30 protein-coding genes are annotated in these 26507 nt (G+C 29.0%); 12 read left to right on the top strand and 18 right to left on the bottom strand.

The annotated features are described in order from the left end of the window. Window positions 1-3: 3 nt before the first annotated feature. The 4 genes from PHEL85_RS05095 to PHEL85_RS05110 all read right to left on the bottom strand — a co-directional run bounded on the left by PHEL85_RS05095 (window position 4) and on the right by PHEL85_RS05110 (window position 2543). Window positions 4-489, bottom strand: coding sequence for a Rab family GTPase (locus tag PHEL85_RS05095; protein WP_036821906.1), 486 nt, complete (start codon window positions 487-489; stop codon window positions 4-6). 16 nt (window positions 490-505) lie between these two features. Beyond that, window positions 506-1315 carry a hypothetical protein gene (locus tag PHEL85_RS05100; protein WP_036821909.1) on the bottom strand — a complete coding sequence of 270 codons (810 nt, stop codon included), beginning with the start codon at window positions 1313-1315 and terminating at the stop codon, window positions 506-508. Next, window positions 1316-1669: a hypothetical protein gene (locus PHEL85_RS05105; RefSeq protein WP_036821912.1), complete on the bottom strand. Its 354-nt coding sequence runs from the start codon at window positions 1667-1669 to the stop codon at window positions 1316-1318. A 91-nt stretch (window positions 1670-1760) separates the two neighbouring features. After that, window positions 1761-2543 (bottom strand): MBL fold metallo-hydrolase, encoded by a 783-nt coding sequence (locus PHEL85_RS05110; protein WP_036821914.1) that lies wholly within the window; start codon window positions 2541-2543, stop codon window positions 1761-1763. Window positions 2544-2620: 77 nt separating this feature from the next. On the opposite strand from PHEL85_RS05110, the gene PHEL85_RS05115 reads away from it, so the two are divergent. Genes PHEL85_RS05115 through PHEL85_RS05130 form a run of 4 tightly spaced genes read left to right on the top strand, consistent with a single transcriptional unit; the run spans window position 2621 to window position 5711 of the window. Then, window positions 2621-4069, top strand: coding sequence for a hypothetical protein (locus tag PHEL85_RS05115; RefSeq protein ID WP_036821917.1), 1449 nt, complete (start codon window positions 2621-2623; stop codon window positions 4067-4069). 50 nt (window positions 4070-4119) lie between these two features. After that, window positions 4120-4668: an RNA polymerase sigma factor gene (locus tag PHEL85_RS05120; RefSeq protein WP_036821920.1), complete on the top strand. Its 549-nt coding sequence runs from the start codon at window positions 4120-4122 to the stop codon at window positions 4666-4668. A 33-nt stretch (window positions 4669-4701) separates the two neighbouring features. Continuing rightward, window positions 4702-5241, top strand: coding sequence for a hypothetical protein (locus PHEL85_RS05125; protein ID WP_036821923.1), 540 nt, complete (start codon window positions 4702-4704; stop codon window positions 5239-5241). 11 nt (window positions 5242-5252) lie between these two features. Continuing rightward, a complete protein-coding gene (locus PHEL85_RS05130) occupies window positions 5253-5711 on the top strand; it encodes a hypothetical protein (RefSeq protein ID WP_036821926.1) in 459 nt (152 codons plus the stop codon). Window positions 5712-5752: 41 nt separating this feature from the next. Here the strand turns inward: PHEL85_RS05130 and PHEL85_RS05135 are convergent, their stop codons facing one another. From PHEL85_RS05135 to idi, 6 genes are all read right to left on the bottom strand, one after another. After that, window positions 5753-5947, bottom strand: coding sequence for a hypothetical protein (locus PHEL85_RS05135; RefSeq protein ID WP_036821930.1), 195 nt, complete (start codon window positions 5945-5947; stop codon window positions 5753-5755). A 133-nt stretch (window positions 5948-6080) separates the two neighbouring features. Beyond that, the gene (locus PHEL85_RS05140; protein WP_036821933.1) at window positions 6081-6341 is read right to left on the bottom strand and encodes a hypothetical protein; all 261 of its coding nucleotides are present in this window, start codon (window positions 6339-6341) and stop codon (window positions 6081-6083) included. A 42-nt stretch (window positions 6342-6383) separates the two neighbouring features. Next, window positions 6384-7085 carry an HAD family hydrolase gene (locus tag PHEL85_RS05145; protein WP_036821936.1) on the bottom strand — a complete coding sequence of 234 codons (702 nt, stop codon included), beginning with the start codon at window positions 7083-7085 and terminating at the stop codon, window positions 6384-6386. A gap of 2 nt (window positions 7086-7087) precedes the next feature. Continuing rightward, the gene (gene kdsB / locus PHEL85_RS05150; protein WP_036821939.1) at window positions 7088-7819 is read right to left on the bottom strand and encodes a 3-deoxy-manno-octulosonate cytidylyltransferase; all 732 of its coding nucleotides are present in this window, start codon (window positions 7817-7819) and stop codon (window positions 7088-7090) included. A 39-nt stretch (window positions 7820-7858) separates the two neighbouring features. Beyond that, a complete protein-coding gene (locus PHEL85_RS05155; RefSeq protein WP_036821941.1) occupies window positions 7859-8272 on the bottom strand; it encodes a 6-pyruvoyl trahydropterin synthase family protein in 414 nt (137 codons plus the stop codon). Then, window positions 8265-8783, bottom strand: a complete 519-nt coding sequence (gene idi / locus PHEL85_RS05160) for an isopentenyl-diphosphate Delta-isomerase (RefSeq protein WP_036821943.1) — start codon at window positions 8781-8783, stop codon at window positions 8265-8267. Before idi ends, PHEL85_RS05155 begins: the two co-directional genes overlap by 8 nt. Window positions 8784-8905: 122 nt before the next feature. On the opposite strand from idi, the gene PHEL85_RS05165 reads away from it, so the two are divergent. From PHEL85_RS05165 to PHEL85_RS05180, 4 genes are read left to right on the top strand one after another with little or no spacing between them, the layout of a single operon-like run. Next, a complete protein-coding gene (locus PHEL85_RS05165; protein ID WP_036821946.1) occupies window positions 8906-9601 on the top strand; it encodes a peptidylprolyl isomerase in 696 nt (231 codons plus the stop codon). A 44-nt stretch (window positions 9602-9645) separates the two neighbouring features. Continuing rightward, window positions 9646-11238 carry a peptide chain release factor 3 gene (locus tag PHEL85_RS05170; RefSeq protein WP_036821950.1) on the top strand — a complete coding sequence of 531 codons (1593 nt, stop codon included), beginning with the start codon at window positions 9646-9648 and terminating at the stop codon, window positions 11236-11238. Window positions 11239-11243: 5 nt separating this feature from the next. Next, a complete protein-coding gene (locus PHEL85_RS05175; RefSeq protein ID WP_036821953.1) occupies window positions 11244-12806 on the top strand; it encodes a hypothetical protein in 1563 nt (520 codons plus the stop codon). 57 nt (window positions 12807-12863) lie between these two features. Next, window positions 12864-13796: a peptidylprolyl isomerase gene (locus tag PHEL85_RS05180; RefSeq protein WP_036821955.1), complete on the top strand. Its 933-nt coding sequence runs from the start codon at window positions 12864-12866 to the stop codon at window positions 13794-13796. Window positions 13797-13860: 64 nt separating this feature from the next. Here the strand turns inward: PHEL85_RS05180 and PHEL85_RS05185 are convergent, their stop codons facing one another. The 6 genes from PHEL85_RS05185 to PHEL85_RS05210 are packed head-to-tail and all read right to left on the bottom strand — an operon-like array spanning window position 13861 to window position 20596. After that, window positions 13861-14487, bottom strand: a complete 627-nt coding sequence (locus PHEL85_RS05185; protein WP_036821958.1) for a tetratricopeptide repeat protein — start codon at window positions 14485-14487, stop codon at window positions 13861-13863. Continuing rightward, the gene (locus PHEL85_RS05190; protein ID WP_036821960.1) at window positions 14475-15761 is read right to left on the bottom strand and encodes a tetratricopeptide repeat protein; all 1287 of its coding nucleotides are present in this window, start codon (window positions 15759-15761) and stop codon (window positions 14475-14477) included. The genes PHEL85_RS05185 and PHEL85_RS05190 overlap by 13 nt, the downstream gene beginning before the upstream one ends. Then, window positions 15737-17947, bottom strand: a complete 2211-nt coding sequence (locus PHEL85_RS05195; protein WP_052108454.1) for an urea transporter — start codon at window positions 17945-17947, stop codon at window positions 15737-15739. Before PHEL85_RS05195 ends, PHEL85_RS05190 begins: the two co-directional genes overlap by 25 nt. Window positions 17948-17952: 5 nt before the next feature. After that, entirely contained in the window at window positions 17953-19296 is a 1344-nt protein-coding gene (locus PHEL85_RS05200) for a diaminopimelate decarboxylase (protein WP_036823150.1), read from the bottom strand. A 13-nt stretch (window positions 19297-19309) separates the two neighbouring features. After that, on the bottom strand, window positions 19310-20356 hold the full coding sequence (locus tag PHEL85_RS05205) for an ATP-grasp domain-containing protein (protein WP_036821963.1): 1047 nt from the start codon (window positions 20354-20356) through the stop codon (window positions 19310-19312). Then, complete coding sequence (locus PHEL85_RS05210; protein ID WP_036821966.1) at window positions 20357-20596, bottom strand: PqqD family protein; 240 nt, start codon at window positions 20594-20596, stop codon at window positions 20357-20359. A gap of 398 nt (window positions 20597-20994) precedes the next feature. Here PHEL85_RS05210 and PHEL85_RS05215 point away from each other — a divergent pair, with 398 nt between their 5' ends. Both PHEL85_RS05215 and PHEL85_RS05220 read left to right on the top strand, forming a co-directional pair. Continuing rightward, on the top strand, window positions 20995-21759 hold the full coding sequence (locus PHEL85_RS05215) for a hypothetical protein (protein WP_036821969.1): 765 nt from the start codon (window positions 20995-20997) through the stop codon (window positions 21757-21759). A 177-nt stretch (window positions 21760-21936) separates the two neighbouring features. Continuing rightward, complete coding sequence (locus PHEL85_RS05220) at window positions 21937-23610, top strand: glycoside hydrolase family 2 TIM barrel-domain containing protein (protein WP_156109105.1); 1674 nt, start codon at window positions 21937-21939, stop codon at window positions 23608-23610. 110 nt (window positions 23611-23720) lie between these two features. On the opposite strand, the gene PHEL85_RS05225 is transcribed toward PHEL85_RS05220, so the two are convergent. Together PHEL85_RS05225 and PHEL85_RS05230 are read right to left on the bottom strand one after the other, a co-directional pair. Then, complete coding sequence (locus PHEL85_RS05225; RefSeq protein WP_036821973.1) at window positions 23721-23945, bottom strand: hypothetical protein; 225 nt, start codon at window positions 23943-23945, stop codon at window positions 23721-23723. 127 nt (window positions 23946-24072) lie between these two features. Then, window positions 24073-25470 (bottom strand): MATE family efflux transporter, encoded by a 1398-nt coding sequence (locus tag PHEL85_RS05230; RefSeq protein WP_081965076.1) that lies wholly within the window; start codon window positions 25468-25470, stop codon window positions 24073-24075. 131 nt (window positions 25471-25601) lie between these two features. On the opposite strand from PHEL85_RS05230, the gene tpx reads away from it, so the two are divergent. Together tpx and PHEL85_RS05240 are read left to right on the top strand one after the other, a co-directional pair. After that, the gene (gene tpx, locus PHEL85_RS05235; protein WP_036821978.1) at window positions 25602-26099 is read left to right on the top strand and encodes a thiol peroxidase; all 498 of its coding nucleotides are present in this window, start codon (window positions 25602-25604) and stop codon (window positions 26097-26099) included. A 3-nt stretch (window positions 26100-26102) separates the two neighbouring features. Next, a complete protein-coding gene (locus tag PHEL85_RS05240) occupies window positions 26103-26483 on the top strand; it encodes a diacylglycerol kinase family protein (protein WP_036821981.1) in 381 nt (126 codons plus the stop codon). The last annotated feature ends 24 nt before the right edge of the window (window positions 26484-26507 follow it).

The raw sequence follows: 26507 nt of genomic DNA on the forward strand, positions 1-26507 counted from the left end.
CTATTATTTTAAAGTTTGTGCTGTTAATTGCATAAAAGCATCTGCAACGTTATCATCTTCTTTTGCACTAGTAATTAAATCAATATCTACAGTTATTTTTTGAAGTACATTTTCTAATTCCTCTTCAGAAAGTAAATCCTTTTTATTACCAACAACTGTAATATTTTTTAAGCCTGAAAGTTCTTTAACCATTTTCAAATTTTCATCAATAGTTAAATACGTTTCTTCCCTACTTACATCAAATACAAACATTGCTGCACTAGAACCTAAAAAATAAGCTTTGGGTATTTTCTCATTACCATTTGTACCTGCAACATCCCAAATCATTAATTTAATAGTTTCATTTTCATATTCAACTACCTTTTTACTAACTCGAACACCAATAGTACTAATATAATCTTCAGAAAATTCATTTAAAACAAATCTTCTTATTAATGAGGTTTTACCAACACCAAAGTTACCAACAAGTAGTACTTTTTTTGCAATCATAAATTATGGTTGATTTTTACTCTTCAATTAACTCCTTTAAAATTAATTTATTTAAACGTTCTTCATCAGCTAAATACGAACGATCTCTTAAAATAATTTCTGCTAAATTACTGATATTGTCAGATAATTCTTCTAAAACTTCTGATGTTAAAACTCCAGAAGTTGCAATAGCAATATAAATAGTTTTAAAGTTTCTAATTGACAACTGAAAAGTTTCGAATTTTATATTCTCTAAATCTTGACCTTCTTTAGAAAAAGCATCTTCTGCAAAAGATTTAATGGCAGTTAACATCCCAGAAATCATATCTTTATCTGCAATACTACCTCTAGAATAGCTTCCAGAAAGTAAACCAGATTCTTTTTCTATAATAAAAACTTCTTCTATTACAAACTCAAAAACTTCTTCTAAAACAATACCTGCATCGTTTCTTTTTCCTTTTAAAATTCTTTTAAGAATTTCTTGAATAGAGAACTTTTCTTTTATAGTTTTATTAATACTATCAGATAATTTAGTAATTTCTGCAACAATAAATTTCTTAACCATTTTACCCATAATTGGGTATAAGGCTTCTACAACTTCATCTTGAGAGTCTCTAATTTGAACTTTTATAGTTTCTGTAATTGTATCTCCAAAATACTCTGGAAAATTTTCACGCAGATCTAAAATTTTCTCATCTATAAGAGGTGAAACTCTATTAGATAATTTTTCTCTTAGAATAATTTCTTGACTAAGTGAATCAAACTTTTCTCTATCTTCAGCTAATAAAAGTTCTCTGAGCAACTCAAAACGATTGTCTTTATTGTTATCTGCAGGTGTTTTTTTCATCTATTCTTGCAACATCAATGCAATTTTCTCTAAAGCTTTTCCAAGTTTTCTTCTATCTGCTTTTTCGTCATCTAAGTCAGCAAGTCTTTTATCTAAATCATCATTTAAATCTTGAAATTTATGATCCATTAAGCTTTCTAAATCAGCTAATTTATTCTCAAGATTTGTAACAGACTCAGATAAGTTTTTGTTAGTTTGATCTTTAAGAGATTTAATTTTGTCATAAACATCAGCAAATTCAGTGCTATATTGCACCATATTTTCACCAAAGATTAATTCTCTTACGGCCGCAATTCTATCTACCTCTTTTTGGTTTTCAACTGCAGGTTGTTTTTTTTCTGAATTTTTTTCCATTTATGCTAATAGTTGGTTATTGTTTGTTCTTTTAATGTATTATTAATAAGCACTTCTAACAAATATACTATAAAATATAGTTTATAAAAATCTAAACTATAATTTTTAAACCGTCATAAGCTAAAAAAACGTTATTTGGCAGTGTTTTAGAAACTTCTTCATGAAACCCTAACTTATGGCTAATATGGGTAAAATATGCTTTCTTTGGTTTAATTTCTGCAACAAAATCTAACGCTTCTTGTAAATTTAAATGTGTAGGATGTTCAGCTATTCGTAATGCATTTACCACTAAAACATCTAAGTTTTGTAATTTTAATTTTTCTTTATCAGAAATCGATTTTACATCTGTTAAATATGCAAAATCTTCAAACCGATAAGCTGTAATAGGTAAATTTCCATGCATTACTTCAATTGGTGTTACCTCTAAATCATCAACAATAAAACTTGTTTTATTTACAATTTTTGGCAAAACACTTGGTGCTCCTGGATATCTGTTTTCTATACTAAAAATATATTCAAATCTTTTTTCTAAACTTTTTAAAGTACGCTCATTTAAATAAATTGGCATTTCTCCTATTATATAACAAAAAGCTCTTAAATCATCTATACCTCCAATATGATCTGCATGTTCATGTGTAAAAAAAACGCCATTTAAAGACTGTACATTCTCTCTTAATATTTGCTGTCTAAAATCTAAACCACAATCTACTGTATAAGAAACATCATCCCAAGAAATCAAAACAGAAGACCTTAAACGTTTATCTTTTAGGTTTTTAGACAAACAAACTGGATCATTATTTGCTATCATTGGTATACCCTGTGAAGTACCTGTTCCTAAAAAGGTAATCGTAAGCTGTTTCTTGGTAAAGTTCATTAGAACAAAAATAGCATAAAAATTGACTGATAGCAGTCTATTTTAGTACATTTGTTTCAACATTAAAATAGTATTATATGGCAATTTCTTTAAAAGGAGATCAAATAATTAGTAGTGTCCCTTCCACAAAAAGTAAAGCACTAAGAATTAATTTAAACAGAGATATTTACGGAACTTTTGCCGAAATTGGAGCAGGACAAGAAACTGCTCGTAACTTTTTTAGATCTGGTGCAGCTTCTGGTACAATTGCAAAAGCAATGAGTGCTTATGATAAGGATTTTTCTGATGCAATTTATGGTACAGAAGATGATAATCGCTATGTAACACAACCACGTTTAAAAAAAATGTTAGGTCATGAAATTGACTTAATGGAAGACCGTTTAAGCAGACAAAAACATCCTGATAAATTATTTTTTAGTTACGCCAATACTGTAACAACAATCGATTTTGCTAAAAAATTTAAAGGACATGGTTGGGTTGGAATTCGCTTTCAATTAGATCCTTTAGAAGATTATAACGAAATTGTTTTGCACTTACGTTTTAAAGAAACAGATGCTCGTTTACAACAAGAAACTTTAGGAGTTTTGGGTGTTAACTTAATTTATGGTGCTTTTTACCTGAATGATAATCCTAAAGATTTAGTCAAATCTTTTTACCATAATTTAGGTAGTGATCAACTAGAAATTGATATGATTAATTTCTCAGGACCACGTTTTATGTATGTAGACAATCGCTTAATGAGTTTGCAATTGCTTAAAAATGGAATGACCAACGCAGTAATGTTTGGGCCTGATGGAAACAACCTTTTACCAGCACAAGTTTTATATAAGAAAAATATTCTTACGCTTCGTGGAAGCTTTAGACCTGTTACCATGGTAAATATGGACATGTTTGAAAAATCTAAACAACTCTTTTTATCAGAAAAGAAAGTTGATGAAAGAAAAACACAAATCATCTTTGAAATTACTCTAAGTAACCTTACTTCCGAAGGAAAAATTAATGAACGAGATTTTCTAGATAGAGCAGAATTACTTTGTTCTCTTGGCCAAAATGTAATGATTACTAACTTTCAACAATATTTTAAATTGGTTGAATATTTTAGTGAGTTTACAAAAGAAAGAATGGCATTAGCTATGGGAGCTCAAAATCTTGTACAAATTTTTGATGAAAAATATTATCGTAATTTAAGTGGAGGAATTTTAGAAGCTTTTGGAAAATTATTTAACAGAGATTTAAAAATATACATTTATCCTTCTCACGATATTCAATCTGGAGAATACATCACAACAAATAACCTTGAAGTTCATCCAAGAATGAAAGAATTATATAAATTCTTTAAACACAATGGTAAACTTGTAGATATGGAGGTAACTAATAAAGAGATTTTAGATATTTTTTCTAGAACTGTTTTAAGAATGATTACTAAAAATGAAGAAGGTTGGGAAAAAATGTTACCAGAAGGAATTGCAGAAACAATCAAACAAAAAAGACTTTTTGGGTACTCTAGATCTAGAGCAAAAAAATAAATTTTAAACCTTTTTGTTTTTTTTATGTCTAAAATTTACAAACTATATAGTTGACAGACGAAACTCTTTTAGTAGAACAGTTAAAAAATATTAAAACAAAAGAAAAAGCGTTTAGAGAGTTAATTTCACTCTATAAAGAACGCCTGTATTGGCATGTTCGTAAAATTGTGATATCTCATGATGATGCAGATGATGTTTTACAGAATACTTTTATTAAGGTTTTTAAAAATATTGATAAATTTAATCAAGAAAGCAAATTATTTTCTTGGATATATAGAATTGCAACCAACGAATCTATCACCTTTATCAATAAAAGAGCAAAACAACGAACCATAGACATTACAGATTATCAGCAAGAACTAGCATCTACTTTAAAAAGTGATGATTTTTTTAATGGTGATGAAATTCAACTTATTTTACAAGAAGCAATTGCTACTTTACCTCAAAAACAACAATTGGTTTTTAACATGAAGTATTTTGAAGAACTAAAATATAATGAAATCTCAGAAATCTTAGAAACGTCTGTTGGAGCTTTGAAAGCTTCTTATTTTCATGCAGTTAAGAAAATTGAAAGCTATATAAAAAAGAAAACAAATTAAACCTTTCTATAAATAAAAGGTCTAAATAGTATAATGGAAAATAATATAAAAAATAGCGAAGCATATTTAAACTCAGTTTTGGGAAAAGAAAGTGGTTTTTCTATTCCTAAAAACTATTTTAATACAACTGAAGATGCTATTGAAGCAAAAATAGCTGAAGAAAACTTTACTAAAAACAAAGGTTTTAAGGTTCCTGATTCTTATTTTAAAGAATTAGAGAATGATATTTTAGCAAAGGTTACAACTACTAAAAAAGAAACAAAAGTTATTTCTTTAAAAGAAAGAATACTAAAAGCTATACCAATTGCTGCTGCAGCTTCTGTTATATTATTTATTGGTTTAAATTCTTTTATTTTTAACAAAACAGAAGAGCTTACATTAGACTCACTTTCTGATAATGAAATTGAAAATTGGCTTGATACAAATATTTTAAATACAAATGATATCGCTTTGATATTAAATGAAGATATTTTTGATGAAAATGATTTTTACTTTGCAACATTAGAAGATGAAAACATTGAAGATTACATCAACTCGATTGATAATACTTCAATTTTAAACGAATTAGATTAAAACTTAAGATTATGAAAAAACTAATCACTTTTTTAACCATTACACTATTCTGTGTAGTCTCAATTTCTGCCCAAGGTAGAAAAGGTAAAGAAAAAATTAAAGCATTAAAAATTGCTTATTTAACAGAGCAATTAAATTTAACTTCTACAGAAGCAGAAAAATTTTGGCCAATTTATAATGCTTATGATAAAAAGCAACATGCTTTAAGAAATTCTATTAGAACAGAAATTAAAAACTCTATTAAAGAAAAAGAAGATATAAATTCTATTTCAGAAAAAGAAGCAGAAAGATTAATTAGCTTAAAGTTATCTAATGATAAACAAATTTATGAATCTCAGCAAAAATTTATCTCTAGTATAAAAAAGATAATTTCTCATAAAAAAATATTGCAACTGCAAATAGCAGAAATGAGTTTTGGCAGAAAGTTAATGAGTAAATACCGACATAAAAAAGTAAATTCTAAAAACTAAAACAATAAAAAAAGGAAGCATTTAGCTTCCTTTTTTTATTATTAGTTAATTAAAACCATACAAGAATATAATTCTGGTTTATTTGCTGTAAACTGTTTTAACCAAATTGTTAGCTCATCTATTTCGTAAGGTAACAATCTATTTAACGCTTTTTCAACTTCTTTATAAAATAAATCTGAATTAAAACTTACTTTTTTAAGTACGGTTTTAGTGTACTCAAACATTGCTCTCGCCATTTTTATAAATAAATTAAATTATACTTAAAGAACGTATACCAAATCATTTTTAGTATGTCTTTTCAAATTTAATAAAAAAAAACCATCATTTAAAAAATGATGGTCTTAAATTTTGTTTAAAAATTTGTTAAGATTATAAACTGTTAATCTTTTCAACCAAACCTTTAGCTTTTTCTTCTAATTCTAAATTAATAGCTTTAAAGTGTGCTTTTTTGTTTTCAACCTTATTATTGTTGATTTTAGAAACTAAATTATCAAAAGTTTCGATAGCCTCATCAATAATTGCATCACCTTTTTCTGGTGCATTTTTTAAGATTGAAACGTCTAATGCATATTCAATAACATCACCTAAAACGTAATTAATATCTTTTTTTAAGTTTTTTATACTTGCCATAACTTATTATAATTTTTAATGCTGCAAATTTAGTTTATTTATTTAAAACAGCGTTAAAACTTCTTTTATATTTAAAACTGTATAATAATCTGATTTAGAAGCTACTTCTTGTGATACTTCTTCATGAACCCAAGTTGTATGAAAAGGTACATGAATTGCAGATGCTCCTATTTCAATTAATGGCAAAACATCTGATTTTAAAGAGTTGCCAATCATTAGTAGTTCTGATGGATGAATGTCTAAGTGATTAATTAACTTTTGGTAATCTTTCTCTTTTTTATCACTCATTACCTCTATATGATGAAAATATTTCAGCAAATTAGATTTTTCTAACTTTCTTTCTTGATCTAATAAATCGCCTTTTGTGGCAACAATTAATTTATATTTTCCTTGAAGAACTTTTAATACTTCTTCTACTCCATCTAACAAATCTATAGGCTTATCTAACATTTCTTTACCTATATTTAAAATGGCTTCAATTGTTTTTTGCTTTACTTGATAATTAGAAATTTCTAATGCACATTCTACCATAGACAAAATAAAACCTTTTACACCATAACCATAATGTTCTAAATTCTTAATCTCGGCCTTAAAAAGCTCTTGATCTATTTTATTTTCGGTTTCGTACTTTGATAATAATTTTGCAAATTGATGTTCTGCATCTCTAAAATAAGTTTCATTAACCCACAAAGTATCATCAGCATCAAATGCAATTACCTTTATTTTTTTACTTATTTTATTCATTTTTATTGTTTTAAAAACTGAATTGCTTTTTCTAAATCTTCTGGTGTATCAATTCCTACAGCTTCTACTTCTGTTTCTACCATTTTAATTTTTTTACCAATTTCTTGATATCTAATGGCTTCAATTTTTTCTGCAGCTTCTAAAGGTGTCATTGGTGTGTTGTAAAAATCAATTAATGCTTGTTTTCTAAATGCATAAACTCCTTTATGTTTGTAATACTTTACATTAATATCTTTATCTCTGTGATATGGAATTACACTTCTAGAAAAATAGATTGCCAAATTATCTACATCTGTAATCACTTTTACGTTATTAGGATTTTCTATATCCTCTTTATTAGTAATTAGTACTTTTAAAGAGGCTAAATCAATTTCTTTTTTAGTGTCTTTTTTAAAAACATCAATTAATTTAGAAAGTGAAATTGCATCTATAAAAGGTTCATCTCCTTGTACATTTATTACAATATCTGCTTCAATATCTTCTACAGCTTCAGCAATTCTATCAGAACCACATTCGTGTTCTTTTTTGCTCATAATTGCTTTTCCTCCTGCTTTTTTTATTGTTTTAAAAATAATATCAGAATCTGTTACAATATAAACATCATCAAATAATTTAGTATGTAATGCTGCTTCATAAGTTCTAAGTATAACAGGTTTTCCTCCTAAATCTTTCATTAGTTTTCCTGGAAAACGAGATGCACTATAACGTGCAGGAATCATGGCAATTATTTTCATAAAACTTATTTATAAACTTATACTGATTAATTTTAAAAATTACTCTCCAGAATAACGAACAAAGTTTCTACGAGTTTCATACAAAGTAACTTCTATCTCTAAATGAGCAGGAATATGTGGTCTTAATTTATTATAGATAACTATTGAAATATTTTCTGCTGTTGGATTTAAATTTTTAAATTCTGCAACTTCAATATTTAAATTTTTATGATCTAAAGGCTCTTCTATTTCGTCTTTTATCAATTCTCTTAACAAACCTAAATCGTATACAAAACCAGTTAGAGGATCAACTTCACCAAACAAAGCAACTATCATTTCATAATTATGGCCATGATAATTAGGGTTGCTACATTTACCAAAAACTTCTAAATTTTTCTCATCAGACCACTCAGCATTAAACAATCTGTGTGCTGCATTAAAATGTGCTCTTCTATAAACTTTTACTTTAGGCATTTGTTAATTTTTCAAAAGATTTATCAAATATAATTTTAAACCACTCTGTATATTCTTGCGGATTCTTTTCAATGTCATTCTTTACATCAATTAAAGTCATCCACTTATATGCTTCTACTTCTTCTTTGTTTACAACAGGTGTATCTTCATAATAACCAACCATTACATGGTCTAGCTCATGCTCAGTCAACCCATTATCAAAAGGAGCTTTGTAAATAAACGAAAAAACTTCTTTTATTTCAGTAACAAACCCCATTTCTTCTTGCAAACGTCTTTTACCTGCTTCTAAGTTTGTTTCTCCATCTCTTTGATGAGAACAACAAGTATTTGTCCATAATAATGGTGAATGATATTTACTTGCAGCTCTTTGCTGTAGCATTAATTCTCCTTTTTTATTAAAAATAAAAACAGAAAAAGCTCTATGTAAAACTGCTTTTTCATGCGCTTCCATTTTTGGCATTAATCCTATTGGATTATCTTTTTCATCAACTAAAACAACTTGTTCTTCCATACTTACAAAAATAAGGAATTCATTGAGTAATAAATCATAAAATAATTACAAAACCAATAAGAGTTTTCTATTCTTATATTTTGATGGTTTATATTTGTGCTTCTTAAAACTGAATTTCATTCATGAAAACCTTTTGCAAATTCTTGCTTTTTATCACTTTAATAACTCTTTATCAATGTAAAGAAGAGAAAAAAACTACTATTATTAAAAAGAAAAAGTTAGATACTGAAACAAGTTCAGTACCAGAAAAGAAAATCGTAAAAGCATGGGATAGTTTAAACAGACATAATACTGAGGCTTTTTTAACTGAATTTGGAAAACAAAATCCAGAAACAAAAGTGTTGATTAAAACCGATTTTGGAAATATAAAACTTCGTTTGTATAAAGACACTCCTATTCACAGAGCAAATTTTATATTCTTAACCAAAATTAAATATTTTAATACAACCGTTTTTTACAGAGTTGCTAAAAACTTTGTAATTCAAGGGGGTAATTCTGATGAAATGTACACTCAAAAAGAACGAAATAAATATGGAAACTATCTTCTAAAACCTGAATTCAGAAAAAACAGAAGACATAAATATGGTGCTTTAGCTGCTGCTAGAGAATGGAAACGAAATCCAAATAAATTATCTAGTCCTTTTGAGTTTTATATGGTTCAGAAAAAAAGTGGCGCTTATCATTTAGACAATGAACACACTGTTTTTGGTGAAGTAATTTCTGGTTTTAGGACCCTAGAAAAAATCTCTAAAGTTAGGGTTGGTGTTGATGAATGGCCTGTTGATGATGTAAAAATGACGATAGAAATTTTAGATTGATATTTCTCTAAGTAAAACCTATCTTTGCACCTCAAATTTTGTAGATGAGTTTTTTAGAAGAAATAGCACGTAGAAGAACCTTTGGTATTATATCGCATCCAGATGCTGGTAAAACCACTTTAACTGAAAAATTGTTACTTTTTGGAGGTGCAATTCAAGAAGCAGGTGCTGTTAAAAATAATAAGATAAAAAAAGGAGCAACTTCCGATTTTATGGAGATTGAACGTCAGCGTGGAATTTCTGTAGCTACTTCTGTTTTAGCTTTCATTTATAAAGACAAAAAAATAAACATTCTAGACACACCTGGTCACAAAGATTTTGCTGAAGATACTTTTAGAACTTTAACTGCTGTAGATAGTGTTATTGTTGTAATTGATGTTGCAAAAGGTGTAGAACCTCAGACCGAAAAACTAGTTGAAGTTTGTAGAATGAGAAGTATACCAATGTTGGTTTTTATCAACAAGTTGGATAGAGAAGGAAAAGATGCTTTTGATTTATTAGATGAAGTAGAACAAAAACTAGGCTTAACAGTAACTCCAATGAGTTTTCCTATTGGAATGGGATATGACTTTAAAGGGATTTATAATATTTGGGAAAAGAAATTAAATCTTTTTTCTGGTGATAATAAAACTAAAATTTCTGATGGTGTTCAATTTGATGACTTATCAAACCCAGAATTAGATACTATTGTTGGAGAAACGGCAGCAGAAACTTTACGTGAAGAAATAGAATTGATTAGTGAAGTTTATCCAGATTTTAATCAACAAGAATATTTAGAAGGAAAATTACAACCTGTATTTTTTGGTTCTGCTTTAAATAATTTTGGAGTAAAAGAATTATTAGATGCTTTTATTGAGATTGCTCCTTCTCCACAACCTAAAAAAGCAGAAGAACGTTTAGTTGATTCTAAAGAAACAAAATTAACTGGTTTTGTGTTTAAAATTCATGCAAACATGGACCCTAAACACAGAGATAGATTAGCTTTTATTAAAATTGTATCTGGTACTTTTAAAAGAAATGCTCCTTATTTACATGTTAGAAATGGTAAAAAAGTAAAATTTTCTAGTCCGAATGCATTTTTTGCTGAAAAGAAAGAAATAGTAGATGAGTCTTTTCCTGGAGATATTGTTGGTATTCATGATACTGGTAACTTTAAAATTGGAGATACTTTAACAGAAGGAGAACAGTTAAACTTTAAAGGAATTCCAAGTTTTTCTCCAGAACATTTTAGATATGTGAATAATGCAGACCCAATGAAATCTAAACAATTGTATAAAGGGTTAGACCAACTTATGGATGAAGGTGTTGCTCAATTATTTACTTTAGATATGAATGGACGTAGAGTAATTGGTACTGTTGGTGCTTTACAATATGAAGTTATTCAATATCGATTAGAACATGAATATGGTGCAAAATGTACCTATGAAAACTTACAAGTACATAAAGCTTGTTGGGTAGAACCTGAGGATATCAAAAATGATGAGTTTAAAGAATTTAAAAGAGTAAAACAACGTTATTTAGCGAAAGACAAACAAGGTCAATTAGTGTTTTTAGCAGATTCTGAGTTTACAATACAAATGACTCAAAGTAAATATCCTACTGTGAAATTGCATTTTACAAGTGAGTTTAAAAACTAGTCATTATGAAAAAATTACTTTTACTATTTTTTACCCTTTTAAGTTTACAGAGTTATACTCAAACTTATAATCTATCAGATTTTGAACCAAAAAAAATACAAAATAGCATTCGTTTAAATTATATTTTAATTCATCAACCAGTGAGTCAAGTAGCTTATGATTTAAATCCAACTATGGGGTTTATTGGTTTAAATTATAATATTCCCATAAATGATTGGTTGTATACTGGTGCAGGATTTCACACCGCAATTACAGGTGATCAAGGAGGTTTATTTACATTAGGGATTAATTTAGGAGTTAACTTACCAATCTATAAAAATCTATATTTTGATGCTAACGTTCACTTTGGTGGTGGTGGTGGTTATAGATCTTTAGTAAATGGAGGTGGAATTTTTTATCCTAATATTGGTTTACAATATAAAGACAAAGGTTATTCATTTGGAGTGCAATATGGTTATATGGATTTTTTTACGGGAATTCAGAAAAATGATAACGTCTCCTTTTTTGTTGAAATACCAAGTTTATTAAGAACAACTTCGTATGCTGAAGCCCAAAAAAGGTTTGCTATTAATAACAAATCAAAAGATGAATTCTGGACAAGACCAGCTGTAAAAAGTGTACAACAGATAACTTTTGACTACTTTTTTCCATTTGGAGACTCTAGAACCGATGCAAGTACAACTCCTAAATACAAACCTATTAATCATACTTTATCTATTTTAGGTTTTGAATATCAACGTTATTTAACTGACAATACTTTTATTTATGCACACGTTGATGCTATGTATGGAGGTTTAACCGCTGGTTTTATGGATCTATTTTTTGGAATGGGAAAAAACTTTATAGAAACGAAATATGTAAACTTTTTCGGAAAATTCGGAATTGGTGCTGCTGGAGGTAGAATTTACCCTGAAAATGGTTTAACAATGTATCCGAGTGTTGGTGCAGATTTAAAAATAACTGAAAAAATTGGTCTAAGTGCTCATGGAGGTTATCATAGAGCTATTGGAGCAACGTTTGAAGCTTATACTGCAGGTTTTAGTATAAAATATTATGGTTTAAGTGGAGGAACTACACATCCTTTTACTGGAGAAAAGCAAAAAGAAATAAAAACACAAGGAATACAATTAAGTGCACAAAATCAGACATATTTTGATGTTGCAAAATTTGGAATTCCAGCTAGTGATTTACAGTTAATTGCTTTAAAAGTAAATTATGATTTAAATCACCGTTTTTACTTTGCTGGTGAAGCTTCTTTTGCTTACGAAGGAAAATCTGGTGGTTATGCACATGGAATTTTTGGTTTTGGTATTAAATCTAATAAATTTGCTAACGACAGAATCTCTTTATTTGCAGAAGCTGCTGCTGGTGTTGCTGGTGGTGGAAGAGTAGATTCTGGAGAAGGTATTTTAGTAAGACCAACTGTAGGAATTAATTATCATGTAAATAACGATTTCTCATTTAATATTGCCGGAGGACAAATGTGGTCTCCTTTTGGAAATGTAAATTCATCAAATGTAAACATAGGTTTGTCTTATGCTTTTTCAATTTTAAATGTAAGAAAATAATTTTCACTGAACTCGTTTCAGTAAACATAAATATAACAACTATTAAATAAGAATACAATGAATAACGGAATCTATGCAAAATTCACTACATCAAAAGGTGATATTTTAGTAAACTTAGAATTTGAAAAAACTCCAGGAACAGTTGGTAACTTTGTTGCTTTAGCTGAAGGAAATTTAGAAAACTCAGTAAAAGATCAAGGAACTCCTTATTATGATGGGTTAAAATTTCATAGAGTAATTCCAGATTTTATGATACAAGGTGGTTGTCCACAAGGAACTGGAACTGGAAATCCTGGTTATAAATTTGATGATGAATTTCATCCTGATTTAAAACATAACAGACCTGGTGTTTTGGCAATGGCAAACTCTGGGCCAGCAACAAACGGAAGTCAATTTTACATAACGCACGTTCCTACTCCTTGGTTAGACAACAAGCACACAGTTTTTGGTGCTGTTGTAGAAGGACAAGACATTGTTGATGCTGTTGCACAAGGTGACGAATTAACATCTATAGAAATTATTAGAGTTGGTACTGAAGCAGAAGCTTTTAATGCTGTTGAAGCTTTTAGAACTTTTGAAGGTTCTAGAGAAAAACGTGAAGCTGAAGCTAAAGCAGCTCAAAAAGAAATGTTAGACAAAGTTGCAGCTGGTTATGATGAAACTGCAAGTGGTTTACGTTACCAAATTTTACAAAAAGGGTCAGGAAAAAAAGCAACAAAAGGTGCTGGAGTTTCTGTACACTATAAAGGTCAATTACTAGACGGAACTGTTTTTGATTCTTCTTACAAAAGAAAACAACCAATCGATTTTAATGTTGGTGTTGGTCAAGTGATTTCTGGTTGGGATGAAGGAATTCAGTTATTACAAGTTGGTGATAAAGCACGATTTGTAATACCATCTAATTTAGCATATGGTTCTGCTGGTGCTGGAGGAGTAATTCCACCAGATGCAACACTTATTTTTGATGTTGAATTAATGGATGTAAAATAATAATTCCTTGTATTTAGGAATCTAATTTTAAAAAAAGCTCTCTGGTTTACAGAGAGCTTTTTTATTACTTTAAAAACGTTAATCCTTCCAAAGCAGAAGCATCATTTGGTTTGTTCAATAATACTTTTTGAAACAAATCTTTAGCTTCTTTTTTATTTCCAAGCTTCAAATTTGTCCATGCATACATTAACAAACCATCATAATCAAAAGGATATAAATCTACAATTTGCTTAAAATTAGTTAAAGCTTTATCAAATTCTGATCGGTTATAATAAATGGTTCCTAAATAATACATTGCTTTTGTATTATGTGGTGAGTTTTCTAAAATTACATTATACATTTCAATTACTTCATCCCAACGTCCTAATGCTGATAATGGAAAAATATATCCAAACCTAGGTTCATCTGCATAAGGCATTAATTCCATCGATTTTTTATAAAATGCTATAGATTCATTAAAATTTCCTGCCATATAATTGAGCCAACCCAATCGTAAATTCATCTCATATGATTCTTCTTTATAAAACATTTTAATTTCATCGGCAGCTAATTTAAAATCACCTTGAGCTTCTAACTTATAGCTTTTACTAAATGCTTCTTGTAAATTTGTAAAATCATTTTGTGCATATATAGTTGTACTTCCTAAAAAGGCAACTATTGCTATTACAATTGTTTTTCTTAAAATATCCATGTGATTCCTGCTATTATATTTTGTTGATTAAATTCAAACTTTTTTGATGTTACTTCTAAGTATTCATCATAATAATTATCTTCCATATTCATAAATGAATACCCTACTTTTAATATTGAGTTTTTACTAAAATATTTAATAGTGCCTCCAAATTCATTTAATCCTGTTGCTGGTTGATTATAAATTATTAAACCATTATTTGCTGTATAATTATTCATATTACCCACTGATCCAAATCCTGTGAGTAAAAGTTTATCTATTGTTACAGCTACACCAGCTGTATAAATCATATTAGAATCGTCATCTTGACTTTTATATTGTATCGATCCAAAAGGAACAAGCATTGTACTTCCTAATGGATATAAAGACATTGAATATCCAACCTGAAATTGATCTAAACCATTTAAGTCTGAAACAGATACATTGATACTATTTCTCATAAAATAAGATGCTTTTGTAATTGATCCACCAAAAACCAAATTGTTGTATTTTATTTCAGAAGCTGATGTTTCATCTATTGGATTTAAATTATCATATTTCCCTGAAATCACATTTGCATAAGCATCAAAATACCATTTATTACCAAGTGCTATTGTTACATCTGCATAATAGCGAGATTCTGTTCCTTTATACGTTTCATTCTCTAAAACACCAGACACATTTACTTGTTGAACTGAATTAGTAGGTATAAAAGTAAACTGATGATAGAAATTTATTCTTTTGAATAAAGAATGGCTCATTCCTATAGAGAACATTTGCTGACTTTTACGAATAAAACGAACATCAATAGTTTCAGAATCTGCATCTGAAACTAACATATCATCATAATCTAAATTATTTGTTGCCAATACATTAAAATTGATACTACTAATTAATGGTTCTTTCAACCTTGTTATTTCTTGTAATGAAGTCGCCATTTTTCTATAAAACAAACGACTTTCCATAATTAAACCGCTGTAACGATACGCCCAGTACAAATAATCTTGCACAACAACATTACTCGTATCTAAATTGTATGCTTCTTCTAAAAATTGAATTGCGCTAAACATTTTATTTTCTTTAAAATAAGCAATTCCCATTCTCACTTTTAAGTAATAAAAATCAATACCCTCAGCATTGGCTTGTTTTCCTATTTTTAGGATTGGTTTCCAATCTTCTTTTAAAAATAAGGCATACGTTATACTATCAATTTCCTTAATCTCTAATGAAGTCTTTTGTGCATTTGTAGTTGATACAAACCATAACAATACTATGCATAGAATTTGTTTTCCCATTTTAATATCATTTTTAATTTATCTGAAGTATTACATTGAATACTCATTTCTTTATTCTTATGAATTACGATATCAGCTGAAAAAAGATGTTGACTATTTCTTCCTACTATTTTTGATTGTAATTCTACTTTTTGTGAATTAAACGTTTGCTCTGGCTCTTTATATAAAAGATTATAGTTTCCTTTTAAAAATATTCCAAAAGGCACTAAAAAATCTTGAATTGTTAAAACAGGAAAGTGATATAAATGATGAATAGGAAATCTCGTTTTTACAGAAACATCAATATTTTCACTTAAAACAACTTTGTAAAAACTTCGGTAAAAATAAAAAAGTGCCGTTTTTTTAGAACCTATATAGTTTTCTGATGAAAATGTTTTCCCATTATTTTCATAATATAGTTTTGCCTTTGTTTCTAAACAAACAAGGTAGGATTGATTATAAATATCTATTTCATTTCTTATCACAAATACTGTTTCCTTATCATTTTCATCGGTCATTTTTAATGTAAACTCATCTCCTGGACTCCATTTAAAAGCAGCTTGTAAAATAGGTGAAGTTGAAATGTTTGATAAAGTCTCTTGATTTTTTGGAATCCCTTTTTCAACAAAATTTAACTTCAAATCATTCCCTTTTAAATACTCAGATATAGGCCAAAAAATAGTAGATGCTCCTATTACTGCAGTACTTTGCAATTGAAAATGCAAATGCGGATATGGAGAACGACCAGAATTACCACATTTACCAATAGTTTGCCCCTCAACAACAACATCTCCAATATTTACTTTAATAGACCCTTTTTTTAAATGACTCATTTTTGAAAACAAGTAGTCTTCGTGTTTTATAACAACCGTATTTCCCCAGTTTTGAAGTGTATTTGTGGCGCCAATTACATTATCTTCAACCGTATTTACAACGGCAACTACAGTTCCAAAAGCTGGTGCAATTACAGGTTTATCAAAACAAAAATAATCGGTTACTAAATACCCATTATTTGAAAACTCTTTATTTGTTATTGAATCTTTTATAATAAAATCCCATGCAAATTGAAAAAAACCTTTATGTGTATAAACACCTTCATGCCCTTGATTTACAGTCCATTTTCCCATAAAAGGCAATCGAATTGGAGCTATAAAGGCTGCATATTTTTTAGCTGGTTGGCTATCATACAAGTACGCATCTGTTTCTGGGTTTTTCTGATGAACCAATGTTAAAATTGGCTGTTTTGTTTGATCGAATCTAATTTTTAATGCATACAACATCCCTAACATAATTACATTAAATGGCAATGAAAAAGCAGATAATTCAAAAAAAGAAAAAAGTCTATCCGAACCAATTGTAGCCACCACCAAAACCGGAATTAATACTAAACTCCAAAAAAAAGATGCTCTAGATGGAATTAAGAAATAACCACCAATTGCAATTGCTGAAAGAATAAAATTAAATCCATAATAAGTATAATTTAAAGATCCAGAATACATTCCTAAAATAGAATACATCCAATACGCTATAAAAAAACCAACCAATGATAATAGAAAATTCACTCTAGAATGGACTAATAAACCAATTGAAATTAAGACTCCAGCCAATAAATTGAATTGAAAAAAAATAGCTCCCAAAGACAAAAAATATGTATCAAAACCTGTATCAACAAAAAGAGAATTTAACCCATCTACAACACTAACAAGTACACTGCCTCCTAACTTAAAATACATATTAGAAGGATATAACGTTTCCATATTTAATGAGATATTAGAAAACGAAGGAAATGCTAACAATAAAACCCACATACCTATTAAAAAAGGAACACTTAAAAAAGGCAAACCATATTTGGTAAAAGAGCCCATAAGAAATACGGTGCTAAAAAAAGCAATTGCTGCTCCTGCAACAATTAATAATAAAATTTCGAAACCAGGTAAAAAATAAGTTCCAATACCTAAACCAACTAATAAGGCATTGAAACTATAAGATCCTTTTTTTATTAAAACTTCTGAATAACCAAAAAGCTGAGAAAATCCAATGGCAGTTAAAACAGCAATTAAACCACTTAAACCTGTCCACCAATCCATAAAACTAACCACCACTAAAATAGAAGCTAAAATTTTATTTTCTGTGAAAAAAATTTGAGAATAGCTAGTTAAAGTAGCTTCAAAAATAAATGCGCTTTTTTTTAGCAGGTCATTTTTCATTTTTATTAAAGGTGTTCTGGCACTAATTCTTGCCTTCTAAATACTTCTTTGTCTTCTGCTTTTCTAACCAAATGCACATTGTTTTTTTCATCAATCATCACAATATTTGGTCTGTAGGTAATAAATTGCATCCACTGTGTCATTGTGTAAGCTCCTACTCTTTTTATCACAAAATGATCACCTTTATTCATCATCGGAAAATCAATATTTTTTCTAATAACATCAATATTCATACATAAAGGCCCATAAATTGTGGTGGGTTCAGATTGAAAACTAGATTCGTGCACCGGATAAATTTCATGATTGTACCAAAAAGCTGTAAACATTAAATTTACACCAGCATCAATTACCATAGATCTTTTTCCATCTGCTAAACGTTTATTTGCTAAAACGGTTCCTGCCAACCAACCTGCATCGTCAATTAACGCTCTACCAGTTTCTAAAATTAACATTGGTGTTTCATTATTAGGAAAATCTGCAGCAATCATAGCTGTAGTAATAGCATGCGCATAATCATCAAAACTTGGCGATGTATCTGTTGCAGGCATATAAGCTCCATGTAATGTATTTTGAGAAGCAAAACCTCCTCCAATATCTATATAACCAATACTAACATTAAAACGATCAAATGTTTTATTTGCTAATGCAGCCAACTTTTCAACTGCAGTTGCATAAGCTTTAGACACCGTAATATAAGTACCAATATGAATGTGTAAACCAATTAAATCTATCGTGCCACTAGAAAGTATACGATTAATGGCGTTCCAAGCTTCTCCATTTTCATAATTAAATCCAAAACGATCCCATTGAGGAATAATACCAGTATCCATGTTTACACGAATTGCAACTTGCGGACGTTCTTTTAATTTATCGGTTAAACCTAAAATACTGTATAACTCATCAAAATGATCAATATGAATTAATGATTTATTATTGATTGCTCTTATTAAATCTTCATCACTTTTATCTGGACCATTAAAAATAATATGTGTTCCTGGAGTTCCATTGTCTATTGCTTTTTCGTACTCAAAACCAGAAACTACTTCTGCCCAAGCTCCTTCTTGATGATAAACTCTACAAACAGCATCTAAATAATTGGTTTTATAAGACCAAGCAAATTGCACTTTTGGATAGCGTGTAGAAAAAGCACGATATGCAGTTCTATAGGTTTGACGTATCGTTTTTTCTGAAAGTATAAATACCGGAGAACCATATTTAGAAATAATACTATCGATTTCAACAGTATCAATTGTAGCAATTGGTTGCAACCTTTTTAAACTTCCAAATTTATTTGGAATTCCTTCAACCACTTTTCGTAAAACCGGATGTTCATATATTCTTTTACTCATTTCTTTTCGTTTTTTAAAGTTCTCCAAAAATTATTATTTTCTCAAAATCAGAGATATCACCAATTAAATCCCAAGAATAGCGAATAAACATTTTTCCATATTCGTATTCTGTTACAGGTATTACTTTTTCTCCCATTGCTAAACGACAAACCATTTCTGGAATGTTTTGTCCTGCTCCTACTGCTAAATAAACCCAAGCAGGAATCCGTGGATTAATTTCAATTAAATAATATTCACCTTCATCAGTTTTTATCATTTCTAACTCCATAGCACCACGCCATTTGGTTTTTTTAATAATATCGTGTGTAATTTCTAGTAAGCGTTCATCGTTTATCGTAATTCCTCCCCAAGCTTTTCCTTTATCTGTAATATATTGTTTACGCATTGCCACTGCAGAAACGGTGTTACCTTCTCCATCACCCAAAACAATTACATTTACTTCTGTACCATTAATTGCTTGTTGTACAACCACAGGAAGTCCCCATTTTGCAGAAAGTCTGTTAAAATAAGAAACTGCTTGATTGTTATTATTCACTTTAAAAGCTTCATAAAACTTCCCTTTTATATAATAAGGATATGATAAAGGTTTGGGTAAATTAGAAAGCTCTTTACTGTTTTGAATAGCTTTACTTACTGGCATTTTAATACCATACTTTTCACCATATTCTGGTAAATTATCTTTATGACGTTCTTCAAACTGCTTTAGAGTTGGTAAAAAAGTATGAATTCCCATATTTAATAATTGATCGCTGTATTTAATAAATAAATACAATTCTGAATCGAAATTAGGAATGATAATATCTAAGCCTTCTTTTTCATTGATATACGCCAAACGATCTATAAAAGCCTCACTTCCTGTAGAAGGAAATGGTATTAAATAGGTTTTGTCTACTAACCCAGGCATATAAATACCAGGTTCTAAATTCTCATACGCCAAACCTATAATTCGTGCATTTAATCCAGAATCTTTTATACCACGAATAACAGAAACTCCAGGACCAGGACTATCAATATTATTAAGCCCAGTAACTGCTACAGTTATTGTTTTTTGATTGCTCATTTAGTCTAGCATTTTTTCACGTTTCAAAAAATCTAAATACTCATACAAATCACGACCTGCAGAAATTGCATCTACATCAAATTCTTTTGTGATTTCATTGATAATTTCATCGGCAGTTTTTCCTTGTTTTAAGAAACTTATAATTAATAAACCTATTTCGTTTGTGGTAAAAGACTCACCTGTTGAAGGTTTAAAAATAAAGCCGTTTTCGCTGATAGCAAGTGAATTTAATTTACTCATTTTATTATCTTGTTTGGTTATAAACAACTACTTAACAACACTTTAAATAGTTCTTTAAATTTAACAATTAGCACCCAAATCTTTTGCAACAAATGTTACACAACTAGTTAAAAAGAACCTTTCTAAATAGCTTTAAAAAGTGCTGTCTATTGAAAATAATGTTGACAAAATTCCTATTCAATTTCTGTTTAATAAATTTCATTTTTAATAAGAAGTTTTTCTCAATAAAAACCATGTAAGAAATGGAATTATTGAATAAAAAAACAAATAATAATTAAAAAATATTGGCAATAATTTGTTATATTTAACTAAGCTTAAACATGTTATGTTTTTGCAGACTTCTATAACCCAACAACACGAATGAAGATTTTATGATTTAAACACCTTAAACGATAATTATGAAAACATTTACCAATGAAAATATTACTATCATTCGAAAATTACTAACTTTCATTATGATCATTTGTTTCATATCATGTGGTTCTAATACTGAAAAATCAGAACAATCTCCTCCTCCAATACCAGAAATTACTGAAGAAGTCACAGGCGAGACTACTGATGAAACTACTGATAAGATTCTTGATGAAGAACAAATAGTTACACAAGTGCCTTTAAAAAGGAATGATTATATAGTTATATTATCTGTAGATAGTATCATTAATATAAATGAAACAGGAATGTTACATACTTGGATTGGGCTTCCAAATGCAAAAATAGAATTTCCTGAGGGTCAAGTACAAGATAAAACTAGTATTCCTTCTACTATAGGACAATATGCAAAAATAAAACCTATTGCACCTGATTTTGAAATTAGTGGTTATACTCCTGGTAAATGCCATAAAATACATTCAAGTGGTTCAGAAGTGCGTTTTTCTATTAAACCTAAGTCAGAAGGAACTTATAGTGTAAGTGCCGATATAGAATTATATGACAATAGTAAGTGCGAAGGAACTCCAGTTCCAAAAACAGCAAAAACGTTATCAGTTAGTGTTAAAATTAATAAAGAGAAGGAGTTTTCTAATAAAGTAACAGAATTAAAAAATATTGTCTGGGATAAATTTATACTATTTTGGGGAGCTTTAATCGCGCTAATATTTTCTACAATAATATTTCTTATAAGACGAAAAATAAAGAAAAAAACCGGTTTTGAAGAAAAAGAATAAATAAGGTTTTATTACAAAATATTATTTAAAAAAACTCGAGTTCATCTCGAGTTTTTTTTTGTTTAACAGTTATTTATCTGTTGACTTATTAACTAAAAAAAACTAAATTAGCTAAATTGTGATTTAAGTCATTAATAACGACGTTATAAAAGTTAACGTTGCGTGAAAAAATAAAAGATGAAATCAAATTTAACTTTAATATCCATAATCTGCCTTTTTCTGATGATTACTGGATGTTCTCAACCAGAAAAGAAAACAGCAAAAGAAACTAAAACCAATATTGAACTTAAAGACAATTGGTACTACCTTAATGGAGAAAAGTTTTTTATTAAAGCAATTGGTTACGAAATTGCTGCACGTCCAGGAGAGCATCCTTATGAAGATGAAAAGAAAGATCACCTTGAATTAATGAAGTATGACCTTGAAAACATTAAAAAAGGTGGTTATAATACAATAAGAACTTGGAGTCAATACTCTGAAGCACAATTAAAATTAGTTCAAGAATCTGGCTTAAAACTTATTATGGGTTTAAATGTTAATCCAGAAGAAGATTATAGAGACCCTAAATTTATAAATCATTGTAAAACACAGCTTGAAAAAATTTTGGAATATGCACCAAAATATGATTGTATAATATCTTATTTGGTTATTAATGAACCACAAACAGATCACATACATAAGGTTTCTGCAAAAGCATTTAAAGACCTTATGAAAATGATGGTAGATATGATTCATAAAGATCATCCAGGTATACCTGTAACACTTTCTGCAAATGCTATGATTAGTGATTGGATGGACCAATCTATGTTTGATGTTTATGCATACAATTGTTATGGTTACAATGAAGGACAAACAGCAACTATAGGATTTAGTGATTATATTAAAGGTTTAAATACATTAAATGGATTAGATAAACCGTTTATAATTACTGAATTTGGACATTCTGTATCACCAAAAGGGGGTTTTGGTAGTTTTGGCTCTCGAACTTTAAAAGAACAAAGTGAAGGACTGGTTTCTAATTATCGAGAATTAATTGATGCAGGAGCATTAGGAATGTGTCCATTTTATTATGCTGATGGATGGTGGAAAGGTGGAGAAAAAAGCACTCATAATAAAGAACAACCAGAAGAATGGTTCGGTTTTTGGGGTTACAAAGATGTGAATGACAAATATGGTTCTCCTCGTCCTGTTTGGTTTGCGATGAAGGAGTATATGAAAGGACTTATTTTAAGCCCAAAAAATAAAACTATTCATACAAATACAACCATACCAATAGAACTTTACAATAATAAGGAAGTTAAAAAAGTGGTTGTTAAATTAAGTGATGAAGTTATTTATTCTAAAAATATAGAAAGCGAAGGCTATTTTGCAGATCAATTAACCATAAATCCAGAAGGTATAGAAGCACTAGAACTTGCTTTTGAATTTTATAATTCTAAAAATGAAGTTATTAAAAATGAATCTATTGTTATATTAACTTCTAAAACAGAAATTGAATTACCTAAATTAACTATAGAAGTAACACCAGAAAAGGATCTAAATGAAAGCAAAAATGCGAGTATTAAAACCAAAATTGTAACTAATGACAATTTTAAATTGATTAGTAATTTAATAGTTAGTTATAATACACACCTTGGTTGGGATGTTGGTCAACAAGTTTCTGTTCCTGTAAAAGATCAATTAGATAAAAAGATAATTACTTCAGAAAACACTTTTTTTATTCCAGATAATAGTTGGGTTGTAAATGCATCAGCAGGAATTTCTGTTAGATACGGAAAATTCACCTTTAAAATTCATGACCAAAAAATAATTTACAGAGGTGATTGGGCTAAAGAAATTAGTAGAAAATAAAGTAACCAACAATAATTTATAAATTAATAGCTTGGTTTAGCTGATTAAAGAAAATATACTCAGATTTTCTATTTGCTAAACCACGCTATTAATTTTATAGAAATAGTTATCTATTCATAGTCTTTCATTTCTTCATCATAAAAAGCACCAGCTTTATCCATTAAATCTGCTAATTCTGTTGCAATATCTTCTTCACTTTCTCCTGTTAAATCTTCGAACCACTCTATTTCATCATCTTTTAAATTGATTAAAAAACGAGGGAATTCTGTATGTAATACAAAAATATCATCTGGAAATTTACTGTTATCTGCTAATAAAAATTTAGGTAAGTTCATATTTTATTTTCTTTATTGTCTGTTTTTTATAATTATGTCATTCTTCTCGAAAAAATAGAATTTTTAAGATTTCTCAATCGTTTTACAAACTCATTTCGAAATGACAACTTAATTGTTATTCTTTTGTTTATACCTTTTCGAGCATTAATTCTTCTTTTTCTTTTATCAATTTTAAAGTTAATAAATTAAATCTAATAAATAATAAGATGGATGCTGTTGTTAAACCTGCAAGCAAGCCTAACCAAATACCAAAACTACCATACATTTCTTCTGTTCCTAAAAAATAAGAAATAGGAAAACCTACTACCCAATAAGAAATAAAAGTAAGTATTGTTGGTATTTTAACATCTTGTAAACCACGTAAAGCTCCTAAAACAACAACTTGTATGCTGTCTGAAAGTTGAAAAAACGCTGCTGCAACTAATAATTTAGAAGCAATCGAAATTACCTCCATATTATCATCATAATTAGCTGCATCACTTAAATCTACATAGATATTTGGCAAACTTTTATGAAATATAAAAAAGAGAATTGCAAAGAAAAATGCAAATAAAGTTCCTAATAAAAATATTGAAAATGCGATTCTACGCAACTCTTTATAATTTTGTAATCCTTTTTGATTACCAACTCTAATCATAGAAGCCACACTTAATCCCATGGCAACCATAAATGTCATCGATGCTAAATTTAAGGCAATTTGATTTGCTGCTTGAGGATTTTTACCCAACAAACCACTTAACCAAATAGCAGCTGTAAAAATAGCTACCTCAAAAAACATTTGCATGGCACTTAAAGAACCTAAATTGATAATCTTTTTTATCATTAAAAAATCGAATACAAAGATTTTTATATCTTTTACAATTCTTACAGAACGTTCTTTAAAACGTAAAATTAACCATAAATAAATAACCATGATTACTCTTGAAACCAAAGTACCATAAGCAGCTCCAACTATTCCCATTTCTGGAAAACCAAACTTTCCAAAAATTAGAATATAGTTTAAAACAATGTTTACAATATTTGCAATTAATGTAGCGTACATTGGGTATTTAGTCATAGACATTCCATCACTAAATTGTTTTATTGCTTGAAAAATTACTAAAGGAATTAAAGAAAATGCCACCAAATCTAAATACGGAATTGCCAACTCTACCACTTCTGTTGGTTGTTTCATTAAATACATTAAAGGCTTCGAAAAAAAGATTCCTAAAAACAACACAATTCCTAAAGTTGTACATAAAAACAAACCACTTTTATAAGTAGCTCTTGCTTGTTTTAAATTATCAGAAGAATCTGCTTCTGCAATTAAAGGCGTTATCGCTGTAGAAAAACCAATACCAATAGACATGGCAATAAACATAAAACTATTTCCTAAAGAAACGGCAGCTAATTCTGCGGTTCCTAATTGCCCAACCATAATATTATCTATAAAACTCACAAATGTATGTCCTAACATCCCTAACATAACAGGTGCTGCAAGTTTCCAGTTGTATTTAAATTCTGATGTGTATTGAGAAATATTCAATGTAAAATTTAGTTTTATAGACTGCGAAGATAAGTATTATAGCAAGATGATTTAAATAGAAGTAATCCATTTTCTGATAAAGTTTTTTCAATAAAAATAGTTACTTTTGAAAAACTAAAAAACACACTATAATGGCAAATATCACTTTAAAAGGAAACGCAATTAACACAATCGGTAATTTACCAAAAGCAGGAACGAAAGCTGCTGATTTTAAATTAACTGCAGTAGATTTATCTCATAAAAGTTTATCAGATTTTTCTGGTAAAAAAATAATTTTAAATATTTTTCCTAGTATCGATACAGGTACTTGTGCAACGTCTGTTAGAGAATTCAACAAAAAAGCAGCCAATTTAGAAAATACGGTAGTTTTATGTATTTCTAAAGATTTACCTTTTGCTCAAGCTCGTTTTTGTGGTGCAGAAGGCATAGAAAATGTGGTAATGTTATCTGATTTTGCTGATGGCAACTTTGGAAAATCTTACGAATTAGAAATTGCAAACGGGCCTTTAGCACATTTACACTCTAGAGCCATTGTAATTGTTGATGAAAATGGAAACGTAGTTTATAATGAACAAGTTTCTGAAATTGTTGACGAACCAAATTATGCAGCAGCTTTAAACGCACTATAATTTATGAAAAATCCTAACGATAGCTTTTTAAGAGGAAGACTTCGTAGTTTTAAATTTGCCTTAAGAGGAATGTGGCTTTTAATGACCACAGAAGATAGTATTAAGGCACAGCTTTTTGTGGCTGTAATAGCTACTATTTTAGGCTTTTATTTTGATATTTCTAATGTAGAATGGATGTTTCAGTTTTTAGCAATTGGCCTTGTTTTAGTTGCCGAAGCTTTAAATACAGCTATTGAAAAAGTAGCTGATTTTGTGCATCCAGATTACCATAAAAAAATAGGTTTTATAAAAGATATTGCTGCTGGAGCACCAAGTTTTGCTGCATTTACCTCACTAATTATTGCTGGTTTTATATACATTCCTAAAATAAATTTATTATTTTAGGTAAATACGTATATTTACTGCTAA

It is taken from the genome of Polaribacter sp. Hel1_85 (assembly GCF_000766795.1).
Lineage (GTDB): Bacteria > Bacteroidota > Bacteroidia > Flavobacteriales > Flavobacteriaceae > Polaribacter.

Excerpts from the sequence above, each read along its gene's own strand:
- PHEL85_RS05095 (WP_036821906.1), bottom strand. The coding sequence starts at position 489 with ATGATTGCAAAAAAAGTACTACTTGTTGGTAACTTTGGTGTTGGTAAA.
- PHEL85_RS05100 (WP_036821909.1), bottom strand. The coding sequence starts at position 1,315 with ATGAAAAAAACACCTGCAGATAACAATAAAGACAATCGTTTTGAGTTG.
- PHEL85_RS05105 (WP_036821912.1), bottom strand. The coding sequence starts at position 1,669 with ATGGAAAAAAATTCAGAAAAAAAACAACCTGCAGTTGAAAACCAAAAA.
- PHEL85_RS05110 (WP_036821914.1), bottom strand. The coding sequence starts at position 2,543 with ATGAACTTTACCAAGAAACAGCTTACGATTACCTTTTTAGGAACAGGT.
- PHEL85_RS05115 (WP_036821917.1), top strand. The coding sequence starts at position 2,621 with ATGGCAATTTCTTTAAAAGGAGATCAAATAATTAGTAGTGTCCCTTCC.
- PHEL85_RS05125 (WP_036821923.1), top strand. The coding sequence starts at position 4,702 with ATGGAAAATAATATAAAAAATAGCGAAGCATATTTAAACTCAGTTTTG.
- PHEL85_RS05130 (WP_036821926.1), top strand. The coding sequence starts at position 5,253 with ATGAAAAAACTAATCACTTTTTTAACCATTACACTATTCTGTGTAGTC.
- PHEL85_RS05135 (WP_036821930.1), bottom strand. The coding sequence starts at position 5,947 with ATGGCGAGAGCAATGTTTGAGTACACTAAAACCGTACTTAAAAAAGTA.
- PHEL85_RS05140 (WP_036821933.1), bottom strand. The coding sequence starts at position 6,341 with ATGGCAAGTATAAAAAACTTAAAAAAAGATATTAATTACGTTTTAGGT.
- PHEL85_RS05145 (WP_036821936.1), bottom strand. The coding sequence starts at position 7,085 with ATGAATAAAATAAGTAAAAAAATAAAGGTAATTGCATTTGATGCTGAT.
- kdsB (WP_036821939.1), bottom strand. The coding sequence starts at position 7,819 with ATGAAAATAATTGCCATGATTCCTGCACGTTATAGTGCATCTCGTTTT.
- PHEL85_RS05155 (WP_036821941.1), bottom strand. The coding sequence starts at position 8,272 with ATGCCTAAAGTAAAAGTTTATAGAAGAGCACATTTTAATGCAGCACAC.
- idi (WP_036821943.1), bottom strand. The coding sequence starts at position 8,783 with ATGGAAGAACAAGTTGTTTTAGTTGATGAAAAAGATAATCCAATAGGA.
- PHEL85_RS05165 (WP_036821946.1), top strand. The coding sequence starts at position 8,906 with ATGAAAACCTTTTGCAAATTCTTGCTTTTTATCACTTTAATAACTCTT.
- PHEL85_RS05170 (WP_036821950.1), top strand. The coding sequence starts at position 9,646 with ATGAGTTTTTTAGAAGAAATAGCACGTAGAAGAACCTTTGGTATTATA.
- PHEL85_RS05175 (WP_036821953.1), top strand. The coding sequence starts at position 11,244 with ATGAAAAAATTACTTTTACTATTTTTTACCCTTTTAAGTTTACAGAGT.
- PHEL85_RS05180 (WP_036821955.1), top strand. The coding sequence starts at position 12,864 with ATGAATAACGGAATCTATGCAAAATTCACTACATCAAAAGGTGATATT.
- PHEL85_RS05185 (WP_036821958.1), bottom strand. The coding sequence starts at position 14,487 with ATGGATATTTTAAGAAAAACAATTGTAATAGCAATAGTTGCCTTTTTA.
- PHEL85_RS05190 (WP_036821960.1), bottom strand. The coding sequence starts at position 15,761 with ATGGGAAAACAAATTCTATGCATAGTATTGTTATGGTTTGTATCAACT.
- PHEL85_RS05195 (WP_052108454.1), bottom strand. The coding sequence starts at position 17,947 with ATGAAAAATGACCTGCTAAAAAAAAGCGCATTTATTTTTGAAGCTACT.
- PHEL85_RS05200 (WP_036823150.1), bottom strand. The coding sequence starts at position 19,296 with ATGAGTAAAAGAATATATGAACATCCGGTTTTACGAAAAGTGGTTGAA.
- PHEL85_RS05205 (WP_036821963.1), bottom strand. The coding sequence starts at position 20,356 with ATGAGCAATCAAAAAACAATAACTGTAGCAGTTACTGGGCTTAATAAT.
- PHEL85_RS05210 (WP_036821966.1), bottom strand. The coding sequence starts at position 20,596 with ATGAGTAAATTAAATTCACTTGCTATCAGCGAAAACGGCTTTATTTTT.
- PHEL85_RS05215 (WP_036821969.1), top strand. The coding sequence starts at position 20,995 with ATGAAAACATTTACCAATGAAAATATTACTATCATTCGAAAATTACTA.
- PHEL85_RS05220 (WP_156109105.1), top strand. The coding sequence starts at position 21,937 with ATGAAATCAAATTTAACTTTAATATCCATAATCTGCCTTTTTCTGATG.
- PHEL85_RS05225 (WP_036821973.1), bottom strand. The coding sequence starts at position 23,945 with ATGAACTTACCTAAATTTTTATTAGCAGATAACAGTAAATTTCCAGAT.
- tpx (WP_036821978.1), top strand. The coding sequence starts at position 25,602 with ATGGCAAATATCACTTTAAAAGGAAACGCAATTAACACAATCGGTAAT.
- PHEL85_RS05240 (WP_036821981.1), top strand. The coding sequence starts at position 26,103 with ATGAAAAATCCTAACGATAGCTTTTTAAGAGGAAGACTTCGTAGTTTT.